Raw genomic sequence first — 23,451 nt, 5'->3', positions numbered from 1 at the left:
CGTTTCTTCCTCGTCAAAAGGGTAGCAGTGCCACCCATAACGGCACCACCGCGCCGTAGGCAACGACGATGGCCGGGTGCAGCTTCTGCAACGCCCGCTGCATCAACCAATAGGAAAGGATGCTGGTAAATACCGCCAGGTAAACCAGCCGCCACCAATGATCCCAATGCCACTGCGCCACTTCCGGTAACCGCGTGACGCCCACCAGGCAGAGCAACACGCCGGCGAACAACAGACTCCAGAAAGTGGTGGTGGCCGCCGCGGCGGGCAGCCAGTTCCGCAAAATAGCCCCACGGGATAACACCGCGTAGCCGATCACCGCCGCACAACCGAGCAAATAGACCTGGCTTCCCGGCCGCGCCAGCAACGCCACCAGGTCGGTGGGCGCCGGCAGGATCAAATACTGGATCACCAGATACAACACCAAGGCGAACGCCGCCAGCGGCACCGGGTGCAGATACTCCCGGTTCGCGTACCAGGCCAGAATCGCGGTACCCGGCGGCGACAGCAGGTACAACAGAGACAACTCGATGCTGCCAACAGTTCGCAAAGCATGGAATTGTGCCCAGAAAAACACCGCCAGCAGCGCGCCAAGAATCGCCCAGATGATTAAACGGCGCGGATTGATCGCCACCCGGGTGGCTACCGGAACCAATAACAGCGCGGCGATCAGAAACCGTACGCCGGTCAGCGGCAACGGGTGCGCATCCCGAACCAGATATTCCGCGATGGGAAAGGAAGTCCCGATCAGCAACGACCACACCAGCATTTCACCATGCCCGGCGGCACGGGTGCTGATGCCGCTCATTCAGGCCAGGGCCAGTTCGGCACGCATCTGTTCGATCACCGCGCCATAGTCGCTCTTGCCGAAGATGGCGGACCCGGCGACAAAGGTATCGGCGCCGGCGGCGGCCACCTCCCGGATGTTTTGCTCCGACACGCCACCATCGACTTCCAGACGGATCGGCCGCTCTTGCCGATCGATCAGGGCACGCACCTGCTCGATCTTCTTCAGGGTGCCGGGAATGAACTTCTGCCCGCCGAAGCCCGGATTCACGCTCATCAGCAGAATCATATCGAGCTTGTCCATAACGTATTCCAGGCACTCCGGCGTGGTCGCCGGATTCAACACCAGCCCGGCCTGGCAGCCGGCATCCCGGATCAGTTGCAAGGAGCGGTCCACATGGCGGGAGGCTTCCGGGTGAAAGGTGATCATGGAGGCGCCGGCGTCGGCGAACATACCGATCAGGTCGTCCACCGGCGACACCATCAGGTGCACGTCGATGGGCGCTTCGATGCCATGTTTGCGCAGCGCCTGGCACACCATCGGACCGATGGTCAGGTTCGGCACATAGTGGTTGTCCATGACGTCGAAATGAATCACGTCGGCGCCGGCGGCCAGTACCGCCTCGCATTCCTCTCCCAGTCGGGCGAAATCCGCCGCCAGGATGGAAGGCGCGATCCAAGGGATTTGCTTACCCATCAAGTTCTCCAGCACCGCCCGGGCCCGCGGGCTCAGGCGCGTAAAAAGTGATCCAGTTGTTCCAGCCGTCGCGGGGTTCCGATGTCCCACCACTGCCCCCGGTGATGCTCGCCGCTGACCCGCTCCGCCGCCATGGCCGAGCGCAGCAGCGGCGCCAGCTTCTGCTCGCCGGATGCCAGACCATGAAACAACGCCGGGTGCAGACAAGCGATGCCCGCGTAGGTCAGCCGCGAGGCGCCATTATCCCGTACCCGGCCCTGCTCTGTTAAATGGAAATCCCCGTCCGCGTGGTGCGGCGGGTTATCCACCAGCACCAAATGCGCGCGGTCGACCGCCAGATCCAGGTTCAGACGGCTGAAATCGTAATCGGTCCAGATGTCACCGTTGACCAGGGCGAACGGCTCGTCACCGAGCATCGGCAAGGCGCGCAAAATACCGCCGGCGGTTTCCAGCGGCTTGCCTTCATGGGACCAGCGGATATGCACACCGAGACGTTCGCCGTCCCCCAGCCGTGCCGGCAATTGCTCGCCCAGCCAGCCGGTATTGATCACCAGTTCGCGGAACCCGGCACGGGCCAGCCCTTCGATCAGATATTCGATCAACGGCGTGCCGCCCACCTCCAACAACGGCTTGGGGGTATGGTCGGTGAGCGGCCGCATGCGATTGCCATAGCCCGCCGCCAGGATCATCGCCCGCATCAGGGACACTCCCACTCGTCCAGCAGCCGTCCCAGGTCCGCCAATTCAGGGCGGCGGCCGATCACGGTACGCAAGTAGGTGAAGAAACGAGGCACGTCCTTCACATAACCCGGCTTGCCGTCCCGGTGCCGGATCCGGGAAAAGATACCGATCACCTTCAAATGACGCTGGACCCCCATCAGGTCACACCAGCGCAGAAAGGTATCGAACTCCGGCAGAGGCAAACCCGCGTCCAGACCGCGCTGATGGTATAGCCGCAGCCAGTCCAACACCCGCGGCTCGGGCCAGCTGATGAAAGCATCCTTGAACAGACAAATCGGATCGTAGCTGATCGGGCCGAGCACCGCGTCCTGGAAGTCGATGACCCCTGGATTGGGCTCGGTCACCATCAGGTTGCGTGGCATATAGTCCCGATGCACGAACACCCGGGGCTGCTCCAGAGCCGACGCCACCAGCAGGTCAAACACCCGGTTCAGACGCTCCTGCTGTTCTCCAGTGGGCGTCAAGGACCGTTCATGCCGCAGATACCATTCCGGGAACAGCGTCAGCTCCCGGCGCAACAGCGCCTCGTCATAGACCGGCAAACCGTCGGCATCGGCATGGACCTGCATCCGCACCACGACATCGAGGGCCTGACCGAACCAGGCATCGGCGTTGCCGTCATTCAGGGTCCGCAACCAGGTATCCGTGCCGAGGTCATCCAACAACAGATAGCCACGTGACAGATCACTGGCGCGGACCCGGGGCACGTTGACGCCGGCGTCGACCAGTCGCCGGGCCACATCGACAAAGGGCCGGCAGTCTTCCCGTGGCGGCGGAGCGTCCATTGCCACCCGCGAGCCCTGCTCCAGCGAGTAACGAAAATAGCGGCGAAAACTGGCGTCCACGGACGCCGGCACACCTATCGCCGTCTCGCCGGTCTGTTCACCGACCCATTGATCCAACGCGGACTTGCGCGGATCCCGATCATCCTTCTCTGGCTGCATTGCCCATCCCATTCGTTTACACTGCGGCGATTGACGAAGACTACCGTGTCGCCCTGTTTCCTGCCCCAAGGTGCCCCGACCCGAGCGCCGGCATCGGGAAACACCGGGACAAATCCCGGCCATGGGGGCGTCCAGCGGTTTAAAACGGCCTTTTTACCTGTTCTGAGCAGCCGATGCCACTGCACTCACGACTGATGTTTTCCTGCCTGGTACTGGGTTTCGCCAGCACCGCGGCAGCCAAGGACGATCTGAACTGGGTTGACCGTGAGGCAATGAACGAGCTTCCCGAGGTGCTGCAACGCCCCATTCCGGTGTGGTGCGGCGGCATCTATTACAACCCCCGGGTTGGCCCGCGGGCGGAAACCAGCGACACCATCATTACCGCCGATCAGACCAGCGCGTCCGAGGACGGCCTGATCGAAATGAGCGGCGACGTCCTGATTGAGCAACCCGGTTCCCGGGTGGTCACCAATTCCGCCCTGTTTGACCGCAGCAGCGGCAAGTTTGAAGTGGACACCCCGCTGCGCCTGGAGTCCAATCAATTCACCTTTCTTGCCGACTCCATGAGCGGCCAGACCAGCAGCCGCCAGGTCAGCCTGGGCAATGCCCGCTATTCGCTGTTCGGCCCCGGCGCCCATGGCTCCGCCGAGTATATCGATCAGGTCAGCAATCTGACCTCGGTGTTCAATGGCACCTACACCACCTGCCCACCCGGCTCCAACGGTTGGCGCCTCTCCGGCGAGCAGATTCTGCTGGACCGCGACAAGGGCTGGGGTGAGGCGCGCAACGTGGTGTTGCGGGTCAGGGACGTGCCACTGTTCTATTTGCCCTGGATCACCTTCCCCATTGATGACCGGCGCAAATCCGGGTTGCTGTTTCCGACCATCAGCACCAGCGACAGCGGCGGCCTGGATTTCTCCCAGCCGATCTACCTGAACCTGCACCCACAGATGGACGCCACCATCGCCCCGCGCTATGTGGACGGCCGCGGCGCCGGTCTGGAAACCGAGTTCCGCTATCTGACCCCCTATGGCCAGGGCCAGGTCAGCTACGGCGTGCTGTTCCAGGATCGTGAGTTCGACGATCAGGACCGCGAGCTGGCGGCCTGGCGCCACGATGGCTCCATCGGCCGCTGGGGCCTGCACGTGGACATGAATTACGTGTCCGACGACTTTTACTTCAAGGATCTGGATACCGGTCTGCAGGTGAGCTCGCAGACCCACCTGCCACGGGTCGGGGAGTTGCGCTATTACGGCCAGACCTGGCAGGCGCTGGGCCGGCTGCAAGCCTGGCAGACCATCGATCCCACCTTGTCGGATGACCAGCATCCCTATCGCCGGCTGCCTCAGTTGCAACTGACCGGCCGTCCGCACCTGCTCGGCCCACTGCGGCTGTTATGGCTCAGCGACGTCACTGCCTTCGACCGCAGCGACAAGGACACCAGCAACAATCCCACCGGTGTGCGCATGCACGCGCAGCCGGCGCTGTCGGCGCGGCTGGAAAACAACTGGGGTTATGTGGAGCCCAGGGCACGCCTGTACCATACCCGTTATCAACTGGATGACGGCGGCCCCAGCGGCAGCGAGCCCTCCCTCAACACCTGGGGCGCCAGCCTCGACGCCGGCATGTTCTTCGAGCGTTCCACCAACCTGTTCGGCCGCGGCTACACCCAGACCCTGGAACCGCGGGTGTTCGTCAACAAGGTGGCTTACGAGTACCAGGATGACCTGCCGGATTTCGATGCCGGTGAGCTGACCTTCTCCTATAACACCCTGTTCCGGGAAAACCGCTACATCGGCTACGACCGCATCGGCGATGAAGAGAAGATCGCGGTGGGCTTGACCAGCCGTTTCCTGCGCGACGACGATGGCCGCGAACAACTGCGCCTGCGCGTTGGCCAGGGCTACTACCTGGACGACCGCAAGGTGCAACTGGACGGCACCGGGGAAGACACCGCCGACCAGACACCGGCGGTGGCCGACATGCGATGGAACTTTGGACGCGATTGGTACCTCTATTCGGAAGGCCAATGGGATACCTCCGGCGGCCAGCGCCAGCGTTCCACCCTGCGGCTCGGCTATAACGACCGCGAGCGACGGATTTTCAACCTGGGCTTCCACGACCGTCCGGAGGATAATCTGCGGCAATCGGAAGTCGCGGCGATCTGGCCGATCCATCGTAACTGGCGGCTGATCGGCCGCTGGATGTACGACGTGGAAAACCACCGCACCCAGGAAACCCTGGCGGGCGCGGAATACCGAAACTGCTGCTGGCGGGTACGACTGGTGAGCCAGCGGGAACTCTACGACGATGATGGGGACGGCACCCTTGAGCCGGACTCCACCGTGATGTTGCAGATCGAAATGACCGGACTGGGCGGCTTCGGCGGGCGAGTGGACTCACTGCTGGAGCGCAGCATTTCCGGATACAGGAGAGAATATGAATAGGGCTTTGTCGACGTTACTGACCGTCTGTCTGTGTCTGGGCCTGGCAGTCAATGCCCAGGCACAGGTGCGGATCCTTGACCGCATCGTCGCGGTGGTCAACGACGGCGCCATCATGGAAAGTGAGCTGCAGTCCCGGGTTGCCGGCATCGTTGGTCAGTTCGAGGCGGACAACCGCCCTCTGCCTCCGGCCCAGGTGCTGCGCGAGCAAGTACTCGATCGCATGATCATCGAGCGCATTCAACTGCAACTGGCGGAGCGCGGTGGCATCCGCGTGGATGACGGCAGCCTCAATCAGGCGCTGACCGGCATCGCCCAGCAGAACAACATGGATCTGGAGCAGTTCGCCAACGCGGTCCGCACCGACGGCTACTCCTGGGCCGAGTTCCGCGAGCAGGTGCGTAACGACATGGTGATTTCCCGCCTGCAGCAGCGCTCCGTTTCCTCCCGGGTACGCATCACCGACCGGGAAGTGGAGCGCTTCCTCAGCTCCGACCTGGGCCGGCGCATGTTCGCCGCCGACTTCCATCTTGGCCATATTCTGGTGCAAGTCCCCAGCGGCGCCTCTCCGGAGCAGCTTGAACAGGCCCGGAACAAAGCCAACGGCATCGTTCAGCGCCTGCGCGGCGGCGCCGACTTCGCCGAAACCGCGGTGGAACAATCCGACGGCCCGCAAGCACTGGAAGGCGGCGATCTCGGCTGGCGTCCGGCGGCCCAATGGCCAACCCTGTTCGCCGAAACCGCCATCGACATGCAGGCCGGCGAAATCTCCGAGCCGCTGCGCTCCGGCGCCGGTTATCACATTCTGAAAATGATTGACCGTCGCGGTGGTGGCGGCGAGCACGTGGTCACTCAGTATCGGGTACGGCACGTGCTGATCCAGTCGGATGCGCTGACTACCCAGGAGCAGGCCCAGACCGAAGCCCAGCGCCTGCATCAGCAAGTGGTCACCGGCAGCGTCAGCCTGGCCGATGTGGCCCGCGAGCATTCCGATGATCCCGGCAGCCGCAATCAGGGTGGCGAGTTGGGCTGGGTCACCCCCGGCCAGATGGTGCCGGAGTTCGAGCAAATGATGGAATCCACCCCGGTGGGGCAGGTGTCTCCGGTGTTCCAGACCCAGTTCGGTTACCATTTCCTGCTGGTGGAAGAACAACGTGAAGCGGACATGAGCGACGAATTCCGCCAGATGCGCGCCCGTCAGGCCCTGCAAAAGCAGCGATTCGACGAAGAACTGCAAACCTGGCTGCAGGAAAAGCGGGCGGAAGCCTACGTCGATATCCGTCTGGATCAATGACCGCGCCGATTGTCATCACCAGCGGCGACCCGGCGGGCATCGGCCCGGATCTGATGCTGGATCTGCCCGGCCGCTATCCCGACACCGCCCTTGTCGTGCTGGCGGATCGGCAAGTGTTGCATGATCGCGCCCGGCAGTTGGGCGTCCGGGCGACCTGGCCGCAATGGCAGCCTGGCGACGCTCCACCCACCGGCCCGGCCCTTTGGCACTGCCCCGCTGGCGCCCCGGTCACCGCCGGGCAGCCGGACCCGGCCACCGCCAAAGGCACCCTGACGATGCTCGGCCGGGCTGCCCGGGGTTGTCTGGACGGCCATTTCGCCGCCCTGGTTACGGCACCGGTGGCCAAGAATATCATCCGTGAAGGCGCGGATCCGGCGTTTACCGGGCACACCGAATTCTTCGCCGAGCAGGCCGGCGTGGATCAGGTGGTGATGATGCTGGCCGCCAAGACCCTGCGCGTGGCCCTCGCCACCACTCATTTGCCTCTGTCCCGGGTGGCGGCGGCGATCACCGGGCCCGGCCTGGAAACCACCTTGCAGATCCTGTGCCAGGATTTGCGCGACAAGTTCGCCATCGACTCTCCTCGTATTCTGGTGCTGGGGCTGAACCCCCACGCCGGCGAAGGCGGCCATCTGGGGCGGGAAGAGCTTGAGATCATCGAGCCGGCGCTGGAGAAGCTGCGAGGGCAAGGGTTGCGGCTCACCGGGCCGGTGCCCGCCGACACCGCCTTCCAGCCGGCGCTGCTGGCGCAACACGACGCGGTGCTGGCCATGTACCATGATCAAGGTCTGCCGGTGCTCAAGTACGCCGGCTTCGGCGAAGCCGTGAATATCACCCTGGGGCTGCCGTTCATCCGCACTTCAGTGGACCACGGCACCGCCTTCGATCTGGCCGGCAGCGGACATATCCGGGCCGGCAGCTTGCACGCCGCCATCGACCTGGCTCTGGAACTGGTGGAGAAACGTTCCTCATGACCGAACACCGCGCCCGCAAACGCTTCGGGCAGCACTTTCTGCATGACCCGGGCATCATCGATCGTCTGGTCCGCACGGTGGCCCCCATGGCCGGCCAGAAGCTGGTGGAAATCGGCCCCGGACGCGGCGCGCTCACCTATCCACTACTGGAGCAGGTGGCTCATCTGGACGTGGTGGAACTGGACCGAGACCTGATCCATTTACTGCGCGAGGCGGTACCTGAAGAACGTCTGACCGTCCATCAGGCGGACGCCCTGCGTTTCGACTTTCGCCCCCTGGCCGGCGACCTCAAGCTGCGGGTGGTGGGCAATTTGCCGTACAATATTTCAACTCCCTTGATCTTCCACCTGCTGGAGCAGGCGGAAGTGATCAGCGACATGACATTCATGTTGCAAAAGGAGGTGGTGGACCGGCTCACCGCGGCACCGGGCACGAGCGATTACGGTCGGCTGTCGGTGATGGTGCAATACCACTGTCAGGCGGATTATCTGTTCTTCGTGCCCCCGGGCGCGTTCCAGCCGCCACCCAAGGTGGACTCCGCCGTAGTCAGACTGACCCCGCACGCCACCGCGCCCTGGCCGGCCCGGGATCCGGTCTATCTTGGCAAGCTGGTCAACCAGGCCTTCACCCAACGCCGCAAGGCGGTGCGCAATGCGCTGAAGACGCTGGTGGAACCGGATATTTTCGATGCCCTGGGCATCGACCCCGGCCTGCGTCCCGATCATCTTTCGGTGGCGGATTACGTCGCGCTGGCCAACGCCACCGGCTAACGGCGGGGGACGCCGCCCACCGGGTTTCCGACCCCGCAAGAGGGAATCATGAGCAACAGTGACAACGATGCCTACCGCATCGAGGTGTTCGCGGAAAGCGAGTACCTGCCGGAGCAAAGCGACGCCGACCAGAAGCGCTGGGCGTTCGCCTACCACATCCGCATCATCAACCGCGGCAGCCAGGGCGCGCGCCTGCTGACCCGGCACTGGATCATCACCGACGGCGACCAGCGCGTACAGGAAGTCCACGGCGAAGGCGTTCTCGGCCAGCAGCCGGAGCTGGCGCCAGGCCAGGAGTTCCAGTATTCCAGTGGCGCCATCCTGGAAACCGCCGTCGGCAGCATGCGCGGCAACTATCAGATGCTGTCCGAGGACGGCACCTGCTTCAATGCTCCGATCCCGGCTTTCACCCTGGCCGCCGATCGAGCCTTGCATTGAACCCTCGCGGCGGAAGCGGCACCCTGACCGACTCCGAATAACCACCCATAGCGAGCCTGACGGAATTTTCCCATGAGCACCTACGCCATCGGCGACATCCAGGGCTGTCTGGGCCCCTTCGAGGCCCTGCTGGAGCGGATTCGCTTCAAGGCGGACCGCGATCAACTGGTCCTGGCCGGGGACCTGGTCAATCGCGGCCCGGACTCGCTCGGCACCCTGCGCCGAATCCATGACTTGCGGGACAATGTCCTCACCGTACTGGGCAATCATGATCTGCACCTGCTGGCGGTGGCCCACGGCCAGACGCACGCCAGAAGCAAGGATACCCTGGCGGCGATCCTCGAAGCGGAAGACCGGGACACCCTGCTGGGCTGGCTGCAGCGCCAACCGCTGCTGATCGACCTGCCCGAATTCAACGCGGTGATGGCCCACGCCGGCATGCCCCCGCTGTGGAGTCTGGAACAAGCCCGTGAACGGGCCGGAGAAATCACCGCCGTGCTCGCCGATGGCGACCGGGCGAGCACCTTTTTCGCGCACATGTACGGCAACGAGCCGGCGGGATGGCATGATGACCTGCAAGGTCCGGAGCGGTGGCGAGTGATCACCAACCATTTCACCCGCATGCGCTTCGTCAACGATGCCGGTGAACTGGATCTGGGCAGTAAAGGTGAGGCGGATCAGCCCCCCGAGGGCTATATGCCCTGGTTTGAACATCCTCGCCGGCGCGACCTGGGCCGTCGCATCCTGTTCGGCCACTGGGCGGCCCTGGAAGGCCGTGCCAGCGCCAGTGACGTGGAACCCCTGGACACCGGCTGCGTATGGGGTGGCCAGCTCACCGCACTGCGCCTGGACGACGGCCAGCGCATCGCCTGCCAGTGCCGTTGATCCTCCCTCCTCCCCTCTTTTCATGACGTTCCGGCGGTGACCGAATTCGGCTCCGCCGGTTCATTCCATCGCTGCAAAAAAAACAATATTTTTTTTCGGCTTGGCTTTGACTCAGACTTTGTTTTGGCGCCATGCTAAAGACAAGGCCGGTCACCGACATCCCGTGACGGGATTTCCTGATCTTTGCGCCTCATCCATTTCGTTAAGGGTTTATTTTCATGTAGAAAGTGACGGCTTGACATTCAAGCGCCGCCAGGAGGGAGTGAGGAATGAGCATTATCAGCCATTATCAGGCCCGGTTTGACGCCACTCAGCAGGAGGAGTTGTCCCTGGAGGAGTATCTGGCGCTCTGCAAGAGCGACCCCAGCGCCTACGCCAGCGCTCCCGAGCGCATGCTCATGGCGATCGGTGAGCCTGAACTGGTGGACACCTCCAAGGATCCACGGCTTTCCCGGATCTTTTCCAACAAAATCATCCGTCGCTATCCCGCCTTCGACGAATTCTACGGCCTCGAAGAGGTCATCGAGAATATCGTCAGCTACTTCCGCCACGCGGCCCAGGGGCTGGAAGAAAAGAAACAGATTCTCTACCTGCTCGGCCCGGTTGGCGGCGGTAAATCCTCTCTGGCGGAGAAACTCAAGGCCTTGATGCAAAAGGTGCCGTTCTACGCCATCAAGGGGTCGCCGGTGAATGAGTCCCCTCTGTCCGTCTTCGACGCCGACGAGGACGGCCCCATTCTGGAAGAGGAATACGGCATTCCGCGCCGTTACGTGCGCACCATCATGTCGCCCTGGGCGGTCAAGCGTTTGCACGAATACGGCGGCGATATCAGCCAGTTCCGGGTGGTGAAATGCTACCCCTCCATACTGGATCAGATCGCCATATCGAAAACCGAACCCGGCGACGAAAACAATCAGGACATCTCCGCTCTGGTGGGCAAGGTGGACATCCGCAAACTGGAGGATTTCTCCCAGGACGACCCGGACTCCTACGCCTTCTCCGGCGGCCTGTGCCGGGCCAATCAGGGCCTGATGGAATTCGTCGAGATGTTCAAGGCGCCGATCAAGGTGCTGCACCCGCTACTCACCGCCACCCAGGAAGGCAACTACAACGGCACCGAGCACATGGGCGCGATTCCCTTCGACGGCATCGTGCTGGCCCACTCCAACGAAGCCGAGTGGCACACCTTCAAGAACAACAAGAACAACGAGGCGTTCATCGACCGCGTCTACATCGTCAAGGTGCCTTACTGCCTGCGCGTCACCGAAGAACAGATGATTTACGAGAAGCTGCTGCGCAACTCCAGTCTGCGTGACGCTCAGTGCGCCCCGGACACGCTGCACATGCTGGCTCAATTCTCGGTGTTAACTCGGATCAGCGAACCGGAAAATTCCAGCATTTACTCCAAAGTGCGCGTTTACGACGGCGAGAACCTGAAGGACGTGGACCCGAGAGCCAAGTCGATTCAGGAATACCGGGATATGGCCGGCGTCGACGAAGGCATGGACGGCCTGTCCACCCGTTTCGCCTTCAAGATCCTCTCCAAGGTGTTCAACTTCGATCATTCCGAGATAGCGGCCAACCCGGTGCACCTGATCCACGTTCTCGAACAGCGCATCGAGCAGGAGCAGTTCCCTCAGGAACGCCAGGAGCAATTCCACCGCTTCATCAAGGAGTACCTGGTTCCGCGTTACGTGGAATTCATCGGCAAGGAAATCCAGACCGCGTACCTGGAATCCTACTCCGAGTACGGGCAAAACATTTTCGACCGCTATGTCACTTACGCCGACTTCTGGATTCAGGATCAGGAATTCCGTGATCCGGATACCGGCGAAATATTCGATCGCCAGTCGCTCAATGAGGAACTGGAAAAAATCGAGAAGCCGGCGGGCATTTCCAACCCGAAGGACTTCCGCAACGAAGTGGTCAACTTCGTGCTGCGGGCGCGGGCCAACAACAGCGGCCGCAATCCGAGCTGGCTCAGCTATCAGAAGCTCCGTGATGTCATCGAGAAGAAAATGTTCTCCAACACCGAGGAGCTGTTGCCGGTCATTTCCTTCAACCCGAAAGGCAGCGAAGAGGATCGCCGCAAACACAACAACTTCGTCAAGCGCATGATGGATCGCGGCTACACCGAGAAACAGGTTCGGCTGCTGTCCGAATGGTACCTGCGGGTCCGCAAGGCGCAATGAAAGGCAGTGGACAGTTGATAGTGGACAGTTGACAGCGCGCGGCACGACGCCAAGTCAGTTCAGAAGCCGTGCCCGCGCATAAACGCCATTGCAAAACCATTGCCACAGTGGCCGAGTGTGGAGAGCCTAATGAGCTATATCATCGACCGGCGTCTTAACGGCAAGCATAAGAGCGCAGTCAATCGGCAACGGTTCCTGCAGCGCTACCGGCGACATATTCGTGAAGCGGTCAATGATGCGGTAGGGAAGCGCTCGATCAAGGAGATGGAGCAAGGGGAACGCATCATCATCCCTCGCAAGGACATTTCCGAGCCCAACTTTCATCATGGCCCTGGCGGGCAGCGCAATATCGTGCACCCGGGCAACAAGGAATTCCACCAAGGGGATCGAATCAAGCGTCCCAGCGGCGGTGGCGGCCAGGGGGGCGGCTCGGGACAGGCCAGCGACAGCGGCGAGGGCGAGGATGATTTCGCCTTTGAAATCGATCCACAGGAGTTCCTGAACTTCCTGTTCGAGGACCTGGCGTTACCCAATCTGGTCAAGCGCCACCTGGAAGGAACCCGCACCTTCCAGATCCGCCACGGTGGTATCGTCAGTCACGGCATACCCGCCAAAATCAACATCGTCCGTTCCATGCGCCAGGCGTCCATGCGCCGCCGCGCACTGACCGCGGCCAGCCGACGTAAACTGCGCGAATTGGAGGAGGAACGGGACGCCTTACTGCAACAGGACCAATCCCCTCAGCGCCAGGCCCGTCTGGCGGAACTGGACGAGCACATCGAGCGCCTGCGCCGTCGTATCGACCGAATTCCTTTCATCGATACCGTGGATTTGCGCTACAACCACCATATCAAGGTCCCCGTGCCAGTGAGCCGGGCGGTGATGTTCTGCATCATGGATGTTTCCGGTTCCATGAATCAGGACATGAAGGACCTGGCAAAACGTTTCTTCCTGCTGCTGTACCTGTTTTTGCAAAGGAACTACCAGCATACGGAGGTGGTATTCATACGCCACCACACCAGCGCCAAGGAGGTGGATGAAGAGGAATTCTTCTACTCCCGGGAAACCGGCGGCACCATCGTCTCCAGCGCCTTGAAACTGACCCGGGATATCATCAAGGAACGTTACCCGGTGGAGGAATGGAACATCTACGGGGCCCAGGCCTCGGACGGCGATAACTGGAACGACGACTCCCCCGGCTGCGCCGAATTGCTGGAGAAGGAATTACTGCCACGCATGCAGCACTTTTCCTACGTGGAAGTCATGCCCCGTGCTCACCAGGCACTCTGGGACCAGTACGAGGGCATCATGGACCGACATCCGGATGTCTTCTCCATGGCGCAGATCGACGACCCGGCGGATATTTACCCGGTTTTCCGCCAGCTTTTCCATAAACGCATGGAGGCCGCCTGATGCTGTTGTCCACCGGCTCCGACTGGGATTTCAATCTGCTTGCCCGCTATGACGAGGCGATCTCCGAGCTGGCGCACGGCAAGTATGCTCTGGACACCTACCCCAACCAGATCGAGGTCATTTCCTCGGAACAAATGATGGACGCCTATTCTTCCGTGGGCATGCCGGTGGGCTACCATCACTGGTCCTTCGGCAAACAATTCGTGGAGGTGGAAAACCGCTATCGTCGCGGGCAAATGGGGCTCGCTTACGAGATCGTGATCAACTCCAACCCCTGTATCGCTTACTTGATGGAGGAGAACACCATCACCATGCAGGCACTGGTGATCGCTCATGCCTGTTATGGTCACAACTCCTTTTTCAAGGGCAACTACCTGTTCAAGTCCTGGACCGACGCTTCGGCGATCATCGACTATCTGGTGTTCGCCCGTAAATACATCGCCGAATGCGAGCAGCGCCATGGCGTCAATGCGGTGGAGGATATCCTGGATTCCTGCCATGCCTTGATGAACTACGGCGTGGATCGTTATAAACGCCCGACGCCGATTTCCGCCCAGGAGGAGCGGCGGCGACTGCGCGAACGGGAAGCCGCTTTGCAGCAGCAGGTCTCCGAGCTGTGGCGGACTTTTCCTGATCTGCAGCCCGCGGCTCAAAGGCGCGAAAGGAACGAGCGCTTCCCCCCGGAGCCCCAGGAAAACATTCTCTACTTCATTGAAAAGAACGCACCGCTGCTGGAACCCTGGCAGCGGGAGGTCATCCGCATCGTGCGCAAGATGGCCCAGTACTTTTATCCGCAGCGTCAAACCAAGGTCATGAATGAGGGTTGGGCCACTTTCTGGCACTACACCCTGCTCAATGATCTCTATGATCAGAAACAGGTCACCGACGGCTTCATGCTGGAATTTCTGCACAACCACAGCCAGGTGGTCTATCAACCGCCTTTCGACTCCCAGTACTACTCCGGCATCAATCCCTACGCGCTGGGCTTCGCCATGTTCCGAGACTTGCGGCGCATCTGTGAGAATCCGGAGGAAGAGGACCGTTACTGGTTCCCCGACATCGCCGGCAGCGACTGGCTGGCCACACTCAAGTTCGCCATGGAGAGCTTCAAGGACGAGAGCTTTATCCAGCAGTTCCTGTCCCCTCGTCTGATCCGGGAATTCAAACTGTTCAGCCTGTTGGATGATACCGAGAAGGAATACATCGAGATCAACGCGATCCACGATGAGCGCGGCTATCAAAAAGTGCGTAACAAACTGGCCGAGCAATACAACCTGAGCATCCAGGAACCGAATATCCAGGTTTACGAGGCCAATGTGCGCGGAGACCGGTCGCTGGTGTTACAGCACGTCCGCCAGCATCACCGCCCCCTGGACGAAAACAGCAGTCGCGAAGTGCTCAAGCACCTGCATCGATTGTGGGGATTCGACGTGCACCTGGACAGCGTGGACAACGGCACGGTCGTTGAGCGTCAGTCAATTCAGGGTGGGCAATAAATATCGGTTCGTCGCGGAATAACGAAAACAGTCTCTCCATCGAAGCGCGGGTCTGTACGAAGGCCTTCCGGGAACGCCGTAAATACATCCCTGTAGGCTCCCGGGTTGACGTCCCTGTCAAACAGGGTCCCGGATGACCTCCATACAGACCCGCTTCGAGTGAATCTCCGCGTTCCGGGTTCCAACAACGACGAACCTTTCCGGAGACGGGATCAATCAGCCTGCCAGCAGATTGTTCAGGCGATTGCGAATGGTCTCGGTGCATTCGCTCATGATCTCCTGCACCAGTTCATCGCAGGAGGGGATGCTGTGGATCAACCCCTGCACAATGCCGCTGGTCCAGATACCGTAATCCACGTCACCTTCGGTCAGCGACACTTTGCCGCGGGTACCGGCGACCATGTCGCGGATCAGCTCGAACTTCATGTCCTTGCCGGCTTCACGCTCGATCTCGTTGACCTTCTCCGCCACCTTGTTCTTGTAAACCCGGGCGGTGTTGCGCAGCGGACGGTACACCAGCGCGGTATCCAGCTCACTGGCTTCGACGATGGCTTTCTTGATGTTCTCGTGGATCGGCGCTTCCTTGGTGGCCATGAAGCGGGTGCCCATGTTGATGCCTTCCGCGCCCAGCGCCAGGCAAGCCGCCATCTGCGTGCCGGTACCGATACCACCGGAGGCGATCATCGGGATATCCAGCACCTTGGCGGCCGCCGGCAACAGCACCAGGTTGGGCACATCGTCCTCACCGGGGTGGCCGGCGCACTCGAAACCGTCCACGGATACCGCGGAGCAACCGAGTTTCTGCGCTTTCAGGGCATGCCGCACGGAAGTGCACTTGTGGATCACGCTGACGCCATTCTCATTGAACTGAGCCATGAAGGGCTCCGGGCTGCGGCCCGCGGTTTCCACCACTTTGATGCCGGCCTCAATGATCACCCGCACGTACTCCTCATAGGGAACCGGCTTGATGGTCGGCAGCAGGGTCAGGTTGACGCCGAACGGCTTGTCGGTCATCTCCTTGCAACGGCGGATTTCCTTGTCCAGATCTTCCGGGGTCGGCTGAGTCAGGCCAGTGATAATCCCCAGAGCACCCGCGTTGGAAACAGCGGAAGCCAGCTCCGCATAGCCAACGTTCTGCATACCCCCTTGAACGATGGGGTACTCGATGCCCAGCATCTCGGTAATACGTGTTTTCATGAAACTATCTCTCCCGTTGAGCCAGGGGCGGTCGGACAAAGCATCGGCCGGTGACGCCGCGATGACGGATGGCGCGCTGGTGTCCACATGCCCAAATCAGGCAATGATCCGAATCAAATAATGACGAAGCACTAAACCATGGCCCCAAGCCCGGTTCAATGGTGATAAACGCCATGTGGATTGTCATTTCCCGTCATCGCCTGTCAGATTCGCTGCCCAGGCAGCTTCCCACAGGGAGATCGGAGCAAGCGGACGCCCGCAGACCAGAAAATAACCGTTCGCGTCGAATTCGAGCGCATTCCTGGCCCCGGCGGTTTTCCGGCCAGACCAGACATGACATTCTAATGTTTACCTGGAAGCGATAGCGAACATGATGGATATCTATCTTGTCGGCGGTGCGGTCCGCGACGAATTGCTCGGACTGCCGGTCAAGGAGAAAGATTGGGTGGTGGTGGGTGGCACCCCCGATACTCTTTTGGCACAAGGCTACAAACCCGTGGGTAATGACTTCCCGGTGTTCCTGCATCCGCGGACCGGCGAGGAGTACGCTCTCGCCCGTACCGAACGCAAGCACGGCCACGGCCACGGTGGTTTTCTCTTCCACACCGCCGAGGACGTGACGCTGGAAGACGACCTGAAACGCCGGGATCTGACCATCAACGCCATGGCCAGAGCCGGTGATGGCCGCTTGATCGACCCCTATAACGGTCAAAACGATCTCAAGGAGCGGCTGCTGCGCCATGTGTCCCCGGCCTTCGCCGAGGATCCGCTGCGGGTTCTGCGGGTGGCCCGTTTCGCCGCCCGCTATCACTGGCTCGGCTTTCGCGTGGCCCGCGAAACCATGGACCTGATGACCGACATCGTGCTGGCGGGCGAGCTGCAACATCTCAGTCCGGAACGGGTCTGGAAGGAAACCAGCCGGGCACTGATGGAACGCTCACCGCAAACGTTCTTCCGCATCCTGCATGAATGCGGCGCACTGGCGGAGTTGTTTCCGGAACTGGCCAACCTGGACGGCATCCCTCAGTCTCCGGACCATCACCCCACCGTCGATGTGCTTACCCACCAATGGCGCTGTCTGGCCCAGGCGGCCCGGCAGAACCTGTCCCTGACCGGCCGCTACGCCCTGCTCTGCCATGACCTCGGCAAGGCCAGTACACCGCCGGACCGCTGGCCGCGTCATCAAAATTACGAAAGGCAGAGCGAAACGCTGGCACTGGAGATGTCCAAGCGGTTGCGGGTTCCCAGGGAAATGGCGGACGCCGCCGCCGTCATGGCGCGCTGGCAGAACCGCGGACGTCGCGTCCTCAAGTTGCGCCCGCCAAGAGTATGGGAAGTTCTGCACGCCCTGGATGTGATCCGCCGCCCCCGCCGATTGCGCTTCTTCGTCGACGCCTGCGAGGCGGATTACCGCACCTGCCAGGCCGACCCCAAAGCGCCCTTTCCACAAGGCGAATTCCTGCTCGGCGTCGCCGAGGTGGTACGCACCGTGGATGTGGCGGGGCTGCGTCAGGCCGGCCTGTCCGGCCCCGCGCTCGGCCGCGCTCTGGAAAGCAAACGCATTCGCGCCATCCGCCTTTACCGACAGGAGTTCGTGGAAAAATGGCCACTCCCGTAGCCCTGGTCACCGGCGCCGCGCGCCGCATTGGCGCCCGTATTGCCCGTCGCCTGCACCAATTGGGCTACGATGTGATCGTTCACTACCACCACAGCGAAGAACAAGCCCAGGCCTTGGTGGAGGACCTCAACCGGCAGCGCAACGACAGCGCAGCCTGCCTGTACGCGGACCTGGTGGTGCCCGACCAGGTACGGCAACTGGCCGCCGAGGCCCTGGCTCTGAAGCCCAACCTGCGACTGCTGGTGAACAACGCCTCCCGGTTCTATCGCACGCCTCTGCATCAGGCCAGCGATGAGGACTGGGATCAACTGATGCACAGCAACCTGCGGGCGCCGTTTCTGCTCAGCCAGGCACTGGCCGCGACCTTGAAACAGCATCACGGCGCCATCGTTAATCTGGTGGACGTTTATGCTGAAAAGCCGCTGCGTGAGCATCCGCTGTACTGCATGGCCAAGGCCGGGCTGGCGATGATGACCCGCAGCCTGGCCCGGGAACTGGGCCCTGAAGTGCGCGTCAACGGCGTGGCTCCAGGGCCAATCCTATGGCCGGAACAGGGGCAGCAATCCCAGCAGACGATTCTTGACGCCCTGCCGCTGGGCCGTGCCGGCGACCCGGACGATATCGCCAACACGGTGGCCTGGCTCGCCGATCAGGCCCCCTACATCACCGGACAGATCATCGCCGTGGATGGCGGCCGCTCCCTGTCCTTCCCCGGCACCTGAGAAGCGGCGCCACGGGGATTGGCGCGACCGTCCTTTGCCGCTATGGTTGATAACCAAGACCGCATCGACGAAGGCCGTGGGAGGCTGCTCGTCACAACATCAACAACGATGACGGTCGATCCTGTCGACTCAGGGATGGAGTCTAGCGTGAGCCAACCGGCTTAACTTTCCCGTCCCGAACGGAGCCGACTGACGCTTCTTTTTTCGGTTTAGGGATATTGTCATGTCACTTTTCAATACCGGTTTCTCCCGTGCGCGGGGACTCACTCCTGTCTTGCTCGCCACGGCTCTTGCCGCCTGTGGTGGCGGTGGTGGTTCCTCCGGCTCCGGAGGAAATCAAGAGCCCTTTGTCAGCCTGAATAACGACAACGCCGGCCCTCTTTTTTATCTTGCTTTGGAAGGCAGTCTGGGAATGGCGCCGGTGCAGATGCACGCTATTATGCTCCCCGATCTGGAAGGGGAATGTGCTCCAGGCTCTATCGACGTCGTTCACGGCGCCAACGATATTCCCACCAGCGCCACCGCCAAAAACTGCGTCCTTAATGGTGAAAGTGGCGCCCCTGTAACCTTGGCTGGCACCGTCCGCTACGACTTTGATGGTGACTCCACTCTGGAAGTCGAAACCACCGGTTTCAACCTGGTGGCGGGAAATCCCGTAGAGGCGAACATCTTGATCAGCGGAGAATTTGACTACGTTAGGGACACTGTCGACCATTTCGTCGATGTGGACGTTCAGGTCGATGCACAGGGCCCCAGCCAGAACGGCGAAGGCGAATACAAGGCCAACTGGGTGGTGGAGGATTTGGAAACCACCTGGGACTATCTGTCTGAAAGTGTTGTCTACACAGTAGAAGGAAAGCTCCTGGTAAACGGCAGAAGCGAGCAAGTCAGCATCACCACCGCGCAACCATTAACGCGGAATTTGAGCCAGGAATTCTGCCCTGAATCCGGCGAGATCCGACTGCGCGGTGCCAGCAATACGCACGCCGAGGTTCTGGTGGAACACCGGGACAGCATCATCGTGACCATCAACGGCGTCGCCACCAACTACACCTGCGAGCAGTTCGAAGCTTATATGATTGAAGCGGAGAACTCGTTCATTCAGTGATACCGCCATCCGGCCAGCGAAACGGCACTTGCCAGAGCCGCTGGCCCTTGAAGTCGGTTTCCACCAGCAACTCCCGGTAGCGGCGCCCGTTCCCCGGGTGCCGCGTCTCCGGCGCCAGATCCGCCAGCGGACGCAGCACGAAAGCGTGCTTTAGAATTTCCCCGCGCGGCAGCTCGATGCCATCCACCTTGCCAACCGCATCGTCGTAAGTGAGGATGTCGATATCCAGGGTGCGGCTGGCGAACTTCTTCTCGCCGCGAACCCGGCCGTGACCGCGTTCGATATCATGCAGCGCCCCGGCCAGTTCCCCCACCGGCAGCTCCGTATGCAGAGCCACCACCAAATTAAAGAACGGGCTGCCCTTGAAGCCCACCGCCTCGCTTTCATACACCGGGCTCAGCCTCAGCTCACCGAACCGCTCCGCCAGCGCATCGAGACCGGAATGGATATTGTGTTGCCGGTCGATGTTGGAGCCGAGACTGAGAAACACCTCCGCCATCAGGAACGCTCCCCGCGCTCGATGATCACGCCAACGTCGCGGGCACCGCGCAGGGCACCGGGTTTGCTCAGCCGCAATCGCAGCCAGGGCACATTGAATTCCTCCAGCACCAGCGCCGCCACCCGTTCCGCCAGGGTTTCCACCAGTTGGAATTCACTCTCCTCGATAAAGGCGATCAGGCGCTTGCTGATGCTTTTGTAGTCCAGAGCGTCATCAATATGATCGGTGGCGGCGCCCTTGCTGATATCCGCGGCCATCTCCAGATCCAGGCTGACGGTCTGACGGATACGCCGCTCCCAGTCGAAAATGCCGATCACCGTATCGACTTTCAAATCATTGATATAAACGATGTCCATGCTGTTCCTCGGTCCGGCCGCGCGCGGGCCTGATACGCGGTTAGGTTTGGCGGCGCCGCTCCCGGGAGCCTGAAGCCGGGGTGACGCGCGACAAGCGGCTTGTGTGTACAATGTCCAGCCTGTTGATTCGGGGATTATAGCCGGTGGTTGCCATGGCATTACAGGAAAGCTGGGGTTGGTTGCTGTCTTTATGCGCGATGGCGTATCTGCTGGGTTCGATTTCCAGCGCCATCCTGGTCTGTCGTTTGTTCGGCCATCCGGACCCGCGTACCCAGGGTTCCAGCAACCCCGGCGCCACCAACGTGCTGCGCATCGCCGGCAAACCAGCGGCGGCACTGACCCTGCTCGGCGATGTACTGAAAGGGGTGATCCCGGTGCTGGTGGCGCGGGCCCTGGACCTGTCGGCGTTCGCCGTGGCGCTGGTCGGCTTCTGCGCCTTCCTCGGCCATCTGTTCCCGCTGTTTTTCCAGTTCCGCGGCGGCAAGGGCGTGGCCACCGCCTTTGGCGTGCTGTTCCCGCTGCACTGGCCCAGTGGCCTGGTGGCCGGTGCGGTATGGCTGGCGGTGTTCGGGGGGGTGCGAATTTCCTCGGTGGCGTCGCTGAGCGCCTTCATCGCGGCGCCCATCTGCTTGTGGTTCTGGCTAACCGGCGCCGCGCTGCCGATGGCCGCCCTGACCGTGATCATGATCGTGCGTCACCGCGCCAACCTGGCCAAACTGCTGCGCGGTGAGGAACTGGGGTTCAGGAAGAAAGGTTAGGGGCGCCGGTTACAGGCCAATCTGCCGATCTTGGAAGCATGCGCTCCCAAACAGCCACGAAGCCGCTGTAGGAGCTTGCCTGCAAGCGATTTTTTGGGTAGCGGGCTCAATTCGCTTGCAGGGCAAGCTCCTACAGCGGCTCCGTAGTCCGGGACCGGGATGTAGCTATCGGGCTCAGCGGACAGGCACCCGCGCCAGTTCCGCCAGCGGCCAACGCGCCCGCACGCTCACGCCCAGCCCCTCCTGACGCTCGCCGGCGGCCAGCCTGAGTGCTCCGGCATAGGCGATCATGGCGCCATTGTCGGTGCAATACGCCAGCCCGGGGTAATACACCTTCACCCCCAGCTTGCCCATGGCCTGAGCCAGTCGCTCGCGCAACATGCCATTGGCACTGACGCCACCGGCCACCACCAGGCGCTTGGCGCCCGTGGCCTGCATGGCCCGGCGGCACTTGATCACCAGGGTGTCCACCACCGCTTCCTGGAACGCCAGGGCCACATCGGCGCGATCCTGGTCATCCAGCGCGGCGGCGCCGCCCAGATCGTGAATGGTGTTGAGTGTGAAGGTCTTGAGGCCCGAAAAGCTCATATCCAGGCCGGGCCGGTCGGTCATCGGCCGGGGAAAACGAAAGCGCCCGGCCCTCCCCTGCTCCGCCAGACGGCTGATCGCCGGGCCGCCGGGGTAGCCCAGCCCCATCATCTTCGCCGCCTTGTCGAAGGCTTCACCGGCGGCGTCGTCCACCGACTCGCCCAGAGGGACGTATTCGCCCAGGGCGCGGGCTTCCAGCAGCAGTGAGTGCCCACCACTGACCAGCAGCGCGACAAAAGGAAAGTCCGGGGCGTCGTCTTCCAGCAGCGGCGCCAGCAGGTGCCCTTCCATATGGTGTACCGGTAACGCCGGCACGCCCCAGCCGTAGGCCAGAGCGCGAGCCACGCCGGCGCCCACCAGCAGGGCCCCGGCCAGCCCCGGCCCGGCGGTGTAGGCGACACCGTCCAGCTCCCGGGCGCCAATGCCGGCGTCGGACAGGACCTGGCGCAGCAGCGGCAACAAGCGCCGTACATGGTCGCGGCTGGCCAACTCCGGCACCACACCGCCATAGACCGCGTGCATGTCGATCTGACTGAACAGGGCCTGGCTCAACAGGCCCCGTTCGGTGTCGTACACGGCCACGCCGGTCTCGTCGCAACTGGTTTCGATGCCCAAAACGCGCATTTAGCCACCTCAAAAAGCGGAATCCGGCCAGCGGCGCACCCGCTGGCGAGGGCCGGCATAATAGCCCGGCGCGCCGCCATTTGCATTTACCTGCCGGTCGCGGGTAGAATTCGCGCCCTGCCGCCTGGGTGGCCGTCCCCATGACGTTTGCCCCCGAGGGACCACCTGAGCCCGTGGCGGAACCCACACAACTCAACACTTTTTAGGTAGGTGATACTTCATGCCTCAGGTGAAAGTAAAAGAAGGCGAACCCTTCGACGTGGCCCTGCGCCGCTTTAAGCGCTCCTGTGAAAAAGCCGGTGTTCTGTCCGAAGTCCGCCGTCGCGAGAACTACGAGAAGCCGACTCAGGAACGCAAGCGTAAGCGCGCTGCCGCGGTCAAGCGTCACCTGAAGAAGCTGCAACGCGAACAGCTCGCCCGTAAGCGTCTGTACTAAGACCGTTTCCGGTCTTTGACCATGAGCGCGATCAAAGCACAGCTCGCCGACGCTACCAAAGACGCCATGCGCGCCAAAGACAAGGTGCGCCTGGGTGTCCTGCGTATGACGATGGCGGCGCTGAAGCAAATCGAGGTGGACGAGCGCATCGAAGTGGATGACGCCCGCGCCCTCGCCGTGCTCGATAAACTGGTCAAGCAGCGCAAGGATTCCGCCGGTCAGTACCGTGACGCCAACCGTCCGGAACTGGCCGAGGTGGAAGAAGCGGAAATTCTGATCCTCCAGGAATTCCTGCCCCAGCCCCTGAGCGATGCCGAAATCGAGGCATTGATCGACGAGGCCATCACCAGTACCGGCGCCGCCGGCATGGGTGACATGGGCAAAGTCATGGGCTTGCTCAAGCCCAAACTGCAGGGCCGGGCCGACATAGGCGCGGTTAGCGGCAAGGTCAAAGCCAGGCTCACTGGCTGAT

23 protein-coding genes are annotated in these 23,451 nt (G+C 61.8%); 15 read left to right on the top strand and 8 right to left on the bottom strand.

Features of this window, described 5'->3' with window-relative positions:
• Nucleotides 1-13: 13 nt before the first annotated feature.
• Genes MA04_RS02325 through MA04_RS02310 form a run of 4 tightly spaced genes read right to left on the bottom strand, consistent with a single transcriptional unit; the run spans nucleotide 14 to nucleotide 3,167 of the window.
• Nucleotides 14-808, bottom strand: coding sequence for a DMT family transporter (locus MA04_RS02325; protein ID WP_262459325.1), 795 nt, complete (start codon nucleotides 806-808; stop codon nucleotides 14-16).
• Complete coding sequence (gene rpe, locus MA04_RS02320) at nucleotides 809-1,483, bottom strand: ribulose-phosphate 3-epimerase (RefSeq protein WP_163125240.1); 675 nt, start codon at nucleotides 1,481-1,483, stop codon at nucleotides 809-811.
• 32 nt (nucleotides 1,484-1,515) lie between these two features.
• Entirely contained in the window at nucleotides 1,516-2,181 is a 666-nt protein-coding gene (murU, locus tag MA04_RS02315) for an N-acetylmuramate alpha-1-phosphate uridylyltransferase MurU (protein ID WP_163125242.1), read from the bottom strand.
• The gene (locus MA04_RS02310; protein ID WP_262459324.1) at nucleotides 2,181-3,167 is read right to left on the bottom strand and encodes an aminoglycoside phosphotransferase family protein; all 987 of its coding nucleotides are present in this window, start codon (nucleotides 3,165-3,167) and stop codon (nucleotides 2,181-2,183) included. The genes murU and MA04_RS02310 overlap by 1 nt, the downstream gene beginning before the upstream one ends.
• Before the next feature lie 173 nt (nucleotides 3,168-3,340).
• Here MA04_RS02310 and MA04_RS02305 point away from each other — a divergent pair, with 173 nt between their 5' ends.
• The 9 genes from MA04_RS02305 (at nucleotide 3,341) to MA04_RS02265 (ending at nucleotide 15,073) form a co-directional block, all read left to right on the top strand.
• Nucleotides 3,341-5,614, top strand: coding sequence for an LPS-assembly protein LptD (locus tag MA04_RS02305; RefSeq protein ID WP_262459323.1), 2,274 nt, complete (start codon nucleotides 3,341-3,343; stop codon nucleotides 5,612-5,614).
• Complete coding sequence (locus tag MA04_RS02300; protein WP_262459322.1) at nucleotides 5,607-6,905, top strand: peptidylprolyl isomerase; 1,299 nt, start codon at nucleotides 5,607-5,609, stop codon at nucleotides 6,903-6,905. Before MA04_RS02305 ends, MA04_RS02300 begins: the two co-directional genes overlap by 8 nt.
• Nucleotides 6,902-7,879 (top strand): 4-hydroxythreonine-4-phosphate dehydrogenase PdxA, encoded by a 978-nt coding sequence (gene pdxA, locus MA04_RS02295; RefSeq protein WP_233918399.1) that lies wholly within the window; start codon nucleotides 6,902-6,904, stop codon nucleotides 7,877-7,879. Before MA04_RS02300 ends, pdxA begins: the two co-directional genes overlap by 4 nt.
• The gene (rsmA, locus tag MA04_RS02290; protein ID WP_233918400.1) at nucleotides 7,876-8,649 is read left to right on the top strand and encodes a 16S rRNA (adenine(1518)-N(6)/adenine(1519)-N(6))-dimethyltransferase RsmA; all 774 of its coding nucleotides are present in this window, start codon (nucleotides 7,876-7,878) and stop codon (nucleotides 8,647-8,649) included. The genes pdxA and rsmA overlap by 4 nt, the downstream gene beginning before the upstream one ends.
• A gap of 48 nt (nucleotides 8,650-8,697) precedes the next feature.
• A complete protein-coding gene (apaG, locus tag MA04_RS02285) occupies nucleotides 8,698-9,087 on the top strand; it encodes a Co2+/Mg2+ efflux protein ApaG (RefSeq protein WP_163125253.1) in 390 nt (129 codons plus the stop codon).
• A 72-nt stretch (nucleotides 9,088-9,159) separates the two neighbouring features.
• On the top strand, nucleotides 9,160-9,972 hold the full coding sequence (locus MA04_RS02280) for a symmetrical bis(5'-nucleosyl)-tetraphosphatase (RefSeq protein ID WP_262459321.1): 813 nt from the start codon (nucleotides 9,160-9,162) through the stop codon (nucleotides 9,970-9,972).
• A gap of 269 nt (nucleotides 9,973-10,241) precedes the next feature.
• Nucleotides 10,242-12,164, top strand: a complete 1,923-nt coding sequence (locus tag MA04_RS02275; protein WP_163125257.1) for a PrkA family serine protein kinase — start codon at nucleotides 10,242-10,244, stop codon at nucleotides 12,162-12,164.
• Between the two features lie 129 nt (nucleotides 12,165-12,293).
• The gene (locus tag MA04_RS02270; protein ID WP_163125259.1) at nucleotides 12,294-13,577 is read left to right on the top strand and encodes a YeaH/YhbH family protein; all 1,284 of its coding nucleotides are present in this window, start codon (nucleotides 12,294-12,296) and stop codon (nucleotides 13,575-13,577) included.
• Entirely contained in the window at nucleotides 13,577-15,073 is a 1,497-nt protein-coding gene (locus MA04_RS02265; protein ID WP_262459320.1) for a SpoVR family protein, read from the top strand. Before MA04_RS02270 ends, MA04_RS02265 begins: the two co-directional genes overlap by 1 nt.
• A 216-nt stretch (nucleotides 15,074-15,289) precedes the next feature.
• Here MA04_RS02265 and MA04_RS02260 read toward each other — a convergent pair whose 3' ends face one another.
• Complete coding sequence (locus tag MA04_RS02260) at nucleotides 15,290-16,270, bottom strand: NAD(P)H-dependent flavin oxidoreductase (RefSeq protein ID WP_014993337.1); 981 nt, start codon at nucleotides 16,268-16,270, stop codon at nucleotides 15,290-15,292.
• A 373-nt stretch (nucleotides 16,271-16,643) separates the two neighbouring features.
• Here MA04_RS02260 and MA04_RS02255 point away from each other — a divergent pair, with 373 nt between their 5' ends.
• The 3 genes from MA04_RS02255 to MA04_RS02245 all read left to right on the top strand — a co-directional run bounded on the left by MA04_RS02255 (nucleotide 16,644) and on the right by MA04_RS02245 (nucleotide 19,718).
• Nucleotides 16,644-17,888 carry a multifunctional CCA addition/repair protein gene (locus MA04_RS02255; RefSeq protein WP_262459459.1) on the top strand — a complete coding sequence of 415 codons (1,245 nt, stop codon included), beginning with the start codon at nucleotides 16,644-16,646 and terminating at the stop codon, nucleotides 17,886-17,888.
• The gene (locus tag MA04_RS02250; RefSeq protein WP_262459319.1) at nucleotides 17,873-18,610 is read left to right on the top strand and encodes a pteridine reductase; all 738 of its coding nucleotides are present in this window, start codon (nucleotides 17,873-17,875) and stop codon (nucleotides 18,608-18,610) included. The genes MA04_RS02255 and MA04_RS02250 overlap by 16 nt, the downstream gene beginning before the upstream one ends.
• Nucleotides 18,611-18,833: 223 nt before the next feature.
• Nucleotides 18,834-19,718 carry a hypothetical protein gene (locus MA04_RS02245; RefSeq protein ID WP_163125265.1) on the top strand — a complete coding sequence of 295 codons (885 nt, stop codon included), beginning with the start codon at nucleotides 18,834-18,836 and terminating at the stop codon, nucleotides 19,716-19,718.
• Here the strand turns inward: MA04_RS02245 and folK are convergent.
• Nucleotides 19,708-20,217 (bottom strand): 2-amino-4-hydroxy-6-hydroxymethyldihydropteridine diphosphokinase, encoded by a 510-nt coding sequence (gene folK / locus MA04_RS02240; protein ID WP_262459318.1) that lies wholly within the window; start codon nucleotides 20,215-20,217, stop codon nucleotides 19,708-19,710. The two genes, MA04_RS02245 and folK, sit on opposite strands and share 11 nt — an antisense overlap.
• Complete coding sequence (gene folB / locus MA04_RS02235) at nucleotides 20,217-20,573, bottom strand: dihydroneopterin aldolase (RefSeq protein ID WP_022994150.1); 357 nt, start codon at nucleotides 20,571-20,573, stop codon at nucleotides 20,217-20,219. Before folB ends, folK begins: the two co-directional genes overlap by 1 nt.
• 152 nt (nucleotides 20,574-20,725) lie before the next feature.
• Between folB and plsY the strand changes: the two genes are divergently transcribed.
• A complete protein-coding gene (gene plsY, locus MA04_RS02230) occupies nucleotides 20,726-21,331 on the top strand; it encodes a glycerol-3-phosphate 1-O-acyltransferase PlsY (protein WP_262459317.1) in 606 nt (201 codons plus the stop codon).
• Nucleotides 21,332-21,505: 174 nt separating this feature from the next.
• Here the strand turns inward: plsY and tsaD are convergent, their stop codons facing one another.
• Nucleotides 21,506-22,543: a tRNA (adenosine(37)-N6)-threonylcarbamoyltransferase complex transferase subunit TsaD gene (gene tsaD / locus MA04_RS02225; protein WP_262459316.1), complete on the bottom strand. Its 1,038-nt coding sequence runs from the start codon at nucleotides 22,541-22,543 to the stop codon at nucleotides 21,506-21,508.
• Between the two features lie 220 nt (nucleotides 22,544-22,763).
• On the opposite strand from tsaD, the gene rpsU reads away from it, so the two are divergent.
• Both rpsU and MA04_RS02215 read left to right on the top strand, forming a co-directional pair.
• Nucleotides 22,764-22,979 carry a 30S ribosomal protein S21 gene (gene rpsU, locus MA04_RS02220; protein ID WP_014993329.1) on the top strand — a complete coding sequence of 72 codons (216 nt, stop codon included), beginning with the start codon at nucleotides 22,764-22,766 and terminating at the stop codon, nucleotides 22,977-22,979.
• A gap of 21 nt (nucleotides 22,980-23,000) precedes the next feature.
• Nucleotides 23,001-23,450, top strand: coding sequence for a GatB/YqeY domain-containing protein (locus MA04_RS02215; RefSeq protein WP_163125273.1), 450 nt, complete (start codon nucleotides 23,001-23,003; stop codon nucleotides 23,448-23,450).
• Nucleotide 23,451 lies beyond the last annotated feature (1 nt).

The organism is Alloalcanivorax balearicus MACL04 (genome assembly GCF_025532145.1).
Taxonomy (GTDB): Bacteria; Pseudomonadota; Gammaproteobacteria; order Pseudomonadales; family Alcanivoracaceae; genus Alloalcanivorax; species Alloalcanivorax balearicus.
The sequence above is the reverse complement of the archived record's forward strand: the minus strand, read 5'-3'. Positions and strand labels throughout refer to the sequence as shown.

Bases quoted from the DNA above. Each gene is read 5' to 3' on its own strand.
- MA04_RS02305 (WP_262459323.1), top strand. From the start codon at position 3,341: ATGCCACTGCACTCACGACTGATGTTTTCCTGCCTGGTACTGGGTTTC.
- MA04_RS02310 (WP_262459324.1), bottom strand. From the start codon at position 3,167: ATGCAGCCAGAGAAGGATGATCGGGATCCGCGCAAGTCCGCGTTGGAT.
- pdxA (WP_233918399.1), top strand. From the start codon at position 6,902: ATGACCGCGCCGATTGTCATCACCAGCGGCGACCCGGCGGGCATCGGC.
- MA04_RS02270 (WP_163125259.1), top strand. From the start codon at position 12,294: ATGAGCTATATCATCGACCGGCGTCTTAACGGCAAGCATAAGAGCGCA.
- murU (WP_163125242.1), bottom strand. From the start codon at position 2,181: ATGCGGGCGATGATCCTGGCGGCGGGCTATGGCAATCGCATGCGGCCG.
- MA04_RS02275 (WP_163125257.1), top strand. From the start codon at position 10,242: ATGAGCATTATCAGCCATTATCAGGCCCGGTTTGACGCCACTCAGCAG.
- MA04_RS02300 (WP_262459322.1), top strand. From the start codon at position 5,607: ATGAATAGGGCTTTGTCGACGTTACTGACCGTCTGTCTGTGTCTGGGC.
- MA04_RS02215 (WP_163125273.1), top strand. From the start codon at position 23,001: ATGAGCGCGATCAAAGCACAGCTCGCCGACGCTACCAAAGACGCCATG.
- tsaD (WP_262459316.1), bottom strand. From the start codon at position 22,543: ATGCGCGTTTTGGGCATCGAAACCAGTTGCGACGAGACCGGCGTGGCC.
- folK (WP_262459318.1), bottom strand. From the start codon at position 20,217: ATGGCGGAGGTGTTTCTCAGTCTCGGCTCCAACATCGACCGGCAACAC.
- rsmA (WP_233918400.1), top strand. From the start codon at position 7,876: ATGACCGAACACCGCGCCCGCAAACGCTTCGGGCAGCACTTTCTGCAT.
- MA04_RS02280 (WP_262459321.1), top strand. From the start codon at position 9,160: ATGAGCACCTACGCCATCGGCGACATCCAGGGCTGTCTGGGCCCCTTC.
- rpsU (WP_014993329.1), top strand. From the start codon at position 22,764: ATGCCTCAGGTGAAAGTAAAAGAAGGCGAACCCTTCGACGTGGCCCTG.
- folB (WP_022994150.1), bottom strand. From the start codon at position 20,573: ATGGACATCGTTTATATCAATGATTTGAAAGTCGATACGGTGATCGGC.
- MA04_RS02250 (WP_262459319.1), top strand. From the start codon at position 17,873: ATGGCCACTCCCGTAGCCCTGGTCACCGGCGCCGCGCGCCGCATTGGC.
- apaG (WP_163125253.1), top strand. From the start codon at position 8,698: ATGAGCAACAGTGACAACGATGCCTACCGCATCGAGGTGTTCGCGGAA.
- MA04_RS02265 (WP_262459320.1), top strand. From the start codon at position 13,577: ATGCTGTTGTCCACCGGCTCCGACTGGGATTTCAATCTGCTTGCCCGC.
- MA04_RS02260 (WP_014993337.1), bottom strand. From the start codon at position 16,270: ATGAAAACACGTATTACCGAGATGCTGGGCATCGAGTACCCCATCGTT.
- MA04_RS02325 (WP_262459325.1), bottom strand. From the start codon at position 808: ATGAGCGGCATCAGCACCCGTGCCGCCGGGCATGGTGAAATGCTGGTG.
- plsY (WP_262459317.1), top strand. From the start codon at position 20,726: ATGGCATTACAGGAAAGCTGGGGTTGGTTGCTGTCTTTATGCGCGATG.
- MA04_RS02245 (WP_163125265.1), top strand. From the start codon at position 18,834: ATGTCACTTTTCAATACCGGTTTCTCCCGTGCGCGGGGACTCACTCCT.
- rpe (WP_163125240.1), bottom strand. From the start codon at position 1,483: ATGGGTAAGCAAATCCCTTGGATCGCGCCTTCCATCCTGGCGGCGGAT.
- MA04_RS02255 (WP_262459459.1), top strand. From the start codon at position 16,644: ATGGATATCTATCTTGTCGGCGGTGCGGTCCGCGACGAATTGCTCGGA.